Here is a 2,851-nt window from a genome sequence, read left to right as displayed (position 1 = left end):
TCAGGATTACCGGCATAGCCTTCGGATGGATCGGCTCAACGACCGCGTTCGGCGCGGTGGTCAGGAAACCGTAGACCAAATGCGGACCGGGGATCGGCTTAGACTTAGTGCCGCGGTCGCCCTTGAACTCAGTCCAGATGCCCGCGAAAGCGGTCAGCGGTCGATCATCGTTGAGCGCAAACCAGACCACGTCTTTCTTTTTGGTCACGGGGTTCGGCTTAGGCGCGTATTCCGCGAAGCTATTGAAAGGCACGAGGCATCGGTTATCTGGCTTTAGCCAGCCGCGCCAGTGCGGCGACGACGTGTTGCGAATATTCGTCACAGGCGAGCCACCTGTTCGCAGCGGTGGTGGCATGCCCCAGCGCATCAGGATCAACTCGCGCTCATTGCCAGCACTGCGGATGACGGGCGCGGGATAGTCGGGAAACACGCTCGGTATTGCCGGAAGGTTTCCGACATAGCGGTTCATCACGCGGAAAAGGCGAGAGATCGCTTCTTGGTTCGTAGTGATCGAATATAGGTTGCACATTATCGCATTTCACTGCACTTCGCTCATTTTGCTGGGGCTTCCTAAAACACATCAAAAGCGAAGTAACGAGGATTTAGTTGCTTAATGATTTTCGAGGATATTCCAAGTTCCAGGGCAACGCAGAGCCGCAGCTTGAGAACCCGGAAAACGATAGTCCCGACGTTAATCGGATTGGCTATTGTCGGCGGCATCATCACGGCGACCGAGCTCCGCCCAATCCTTGTCTGCTGCCCCATCAAAGGCAAGATCAACGCCACCACCGGCGAGCGCATCTATCACATGTCGGGTCAAAAGTTCTACTTTGGTTGGGTGGCGAAAAGTGGCTCTGTTCTGAAATGGACGCGCGCGGCAGGATGGCGCACGGTCCGTATTTAATTTGTGATCGACATTCGTTCTTATCCCCCGGGTCCGCCTAGCCCTCCGGTATTCCCGCCATGTGCATGCCCTCACAGACGCGCTCGCGCTTTGCCAAGTAGGTTGGGTTGTCAGTCGATGCGCCGGAGCGGAAGCGGCGGATAGTAAAAGTGGGATCGAGCGCAAGTCCGATCCTTGCGGCGGACTTTGCCTCATCCAGAGCGTCGAGCAACGCCAGCGCGGTGGCAAGTCCAAAATGCAACAGGGGATAATTTCGGTTGATTTCGATGCCCCGCCGGAACCATCTGAGTGCTTCGACATCCGCGTCAACCTGCAGCTTGGAGAACGCGATGGTCGATAGCCATCGGGAGGCCAGCACATCGTGAGGCGAGAGGCGAAGTGCTTCCACCACATGAGCCTCTGTTTCTGCGCCGCGAATAGCTTGGCCTCTCCAATAACCCCGTGCGCACTAGCCAAGTTGTGATTTAAAGCCAAGGCTCGCTCGCACTCAGCGATCCCTTGAGCCGCGCGGTTGTTAGCTTCGGCAAGCCCAGGTAAGTCTTCCCCGACCCGTGGGCACCATACAGTAGAAGGTGTCGGCGGACTTTGCCTCCTGCCGCAACCGGCACTGCCCGAAGTGCCAGGGCGCTGCCGCGAGGGACTGGCTCGCCGACCGCGAAGCCGACCTGTTGCCGGTGCGGTATTATCACGTCGTGTTCACGCTGCCTGCGGCCATCGCCGACATCGCCTACCAGAACAAGGCCGTCCTCTACGATCTGCTGCTCAAAGTCTCGGCCGAGACCATGCTGACGATCGCCGCCGACCCGAAGCATTTGGGTGGGCGGATCGGCATCACCGCCGTGCTGCACACCTGGGGCTCGGCGCTGACCCACCACCCCCACGTACACATGATCGTGCCGGGCGGGGGCATCTCGCTGGACGACCAGCGCTGGGTATCGTGTCGACCGGGCTTCTTCCTTTCGGTGCGAGTGCTCTCCCGCCTGTTCCGCCGACTGTTCCTGGAGAAGCTCGTCGCCGCCCACCAAGCCGGCCGCCTGAGCTTCTTCGGTAACGACGTCCATCTGGCCGATGCGCCATCCTTCGCAGCTCATCTCGCCCCGCTGCACAAGGCCGAATGGGTCGTCTATTCCAAGCGCCCGTTCGGCGGACCTCAAGCGGTGTTGGCCTATTTGTCGCGCTACACCCACCGCGTGGCCATCGCCAACAGCCGTCTGGTTGCCTTCGACGAGCAGGGCGTCACCTTCAAATGGAAGGACTACCACATCGAGGGCCGCGATCGATACAAGCACATGACGCTCGCCACGGACGAGTTCATCCGCCGCTTCCTCGTCCACGTGCTGCCAAAAGGCCTGCACCGCATCCGCCACTACGGCCTGTTCGCCAAAAGCGCGTGCGCCGACAACGTCGCACGCGCGCGCGAACTGCTCGCCGCTTCAAACGCACAGAGCGAGCCCACCAGTGCCGCCGAAGATTCCAGCAAGCCGGCTTGTCCATGCTGCGGCGGTCCCATGATCATCATCGAGGTCTTCGCGCGCGGCGCAACGCCACGGCATCGGCCGACTTCTCCAGCAACCGTCATCAGGATCGACACCTCGTGACCGTGCCACAACCTCGCCAATCTGCTCGTCGCGCTCGCTGGCTCCCGGCCGGCCACGGCAGAGCGCGCCCGGATATCCGCCAGCCGTCGCAAATCGTCCGAAAATTTATAGAGCCCGACACCATCCGCCGATCATTGGTCAGCCGCTCAACCGTCGAGCAACCCGTTGCATCGGCTCGATCCAAATCGGTCAGCTCGCCCGCAGCGCTCAAATCCCCATAGCCCCTGCGTCGCGGCCTTACGTTCCTCACGCGCGGTTTCCTTGTATGGAGCTTTTTTGTCAAGGAGTTCCCCAGGGCAGCAAATCTTTTGTCCTTCATCAGTTTCTTTGTTCGATCTCAAGGCCCGTT

At 60.2% G+C, this 2,851-nt stretch carries 4 protein-coding genes and 1 pseudogene; 2 read left to right on the top strand and 3 right to left on the bottom strand.

Going from position 1 to position 2,851, the window contains the following annotated elements:
* Positions 1-529: SOS response-associated peptidase (locus JQ624_RS38185; RefSeq protein ID WP_212424008.1), on the bottom strand; the 529-nt coding region annotated here is incomplete at its 3' end.
* An 84-nt stretch (positions 530-613) separates the two neighbouring features.
* On the opposite strand from JQ624_RS38185, the gene JQ624_RS38180 reads away from it, so the two are divergent.
* Positions 614-904 carry a hypothetical protein gene (locus tag JQ624_RS38180; protein WP_249130427.1) on the top strand — a complete coding sequence of 97 codons (291 nt, stop codon included), beginning with the start codon at positions 614-616 and terminating at the stop codon, positions 902-904.
* Positions 905-941: 37 nt separating this feature from the next.
* Here the strand turns inward: JQ624_RS38180 and JQ624_RS38175 are convergent, their stop codons facing one another.
* Entirely contained in the window at positions 942-1,292 is a 351-nt protein-coding gene (locus tag JQ624_RS38175) for a hypothetical protein (protein ID WP_212424007.1), read from the bottom strand.
* Positions 1,293-1,494: 202 nt separating this feature from the next.
* On the opposite strand from JQ624_RS38175, the pseudogene JQ624_RS38170 reads away from it, so the two are divergent.
* A pseudogene (locus JQ624_RS38170) lies at positions 1,495-2,502 on the top strand (IS91 family transposase); the annotation flags it as partial.
* Positions 2,503-2,648: 146 nt separating this feature from the next.
* On the opposite strand, the gene JQ624_RS38165 reads toward JQ624_RS38170, so the two are convergent.
* Positions 2,649-2,851: hypothetical protein (locus JQ624_RS38165; protein WP_212424006.1), on the bottom strand; the 203-nt coding region annotated here is incomplete at its 5' end.

Source organism: Bradyrhizobium sp. AUGA SZCCT0283, assembly GCF_018130385.1.
GTDB lineage: Bacteria > Pseudomonadota > Alphaproteobacteria > Rhizobiales > Xanthobacteraceae > Bradyrhizobium.
Note: the sequence above shows the minus strand (reverse complement) of the source record. Positions and strands in the feature narration are given on the sequence as shown.

Bases quoted from the DNA above. Each gene is read 5' to 3' on its own strand.
- JQ624_RS38180 (WP_249130427.1), top strand. From the start codon at position 614: ATGATTTTCGAGGATATTCCAAGTTCCAGGGCAACGCAGAGCCGCAGC.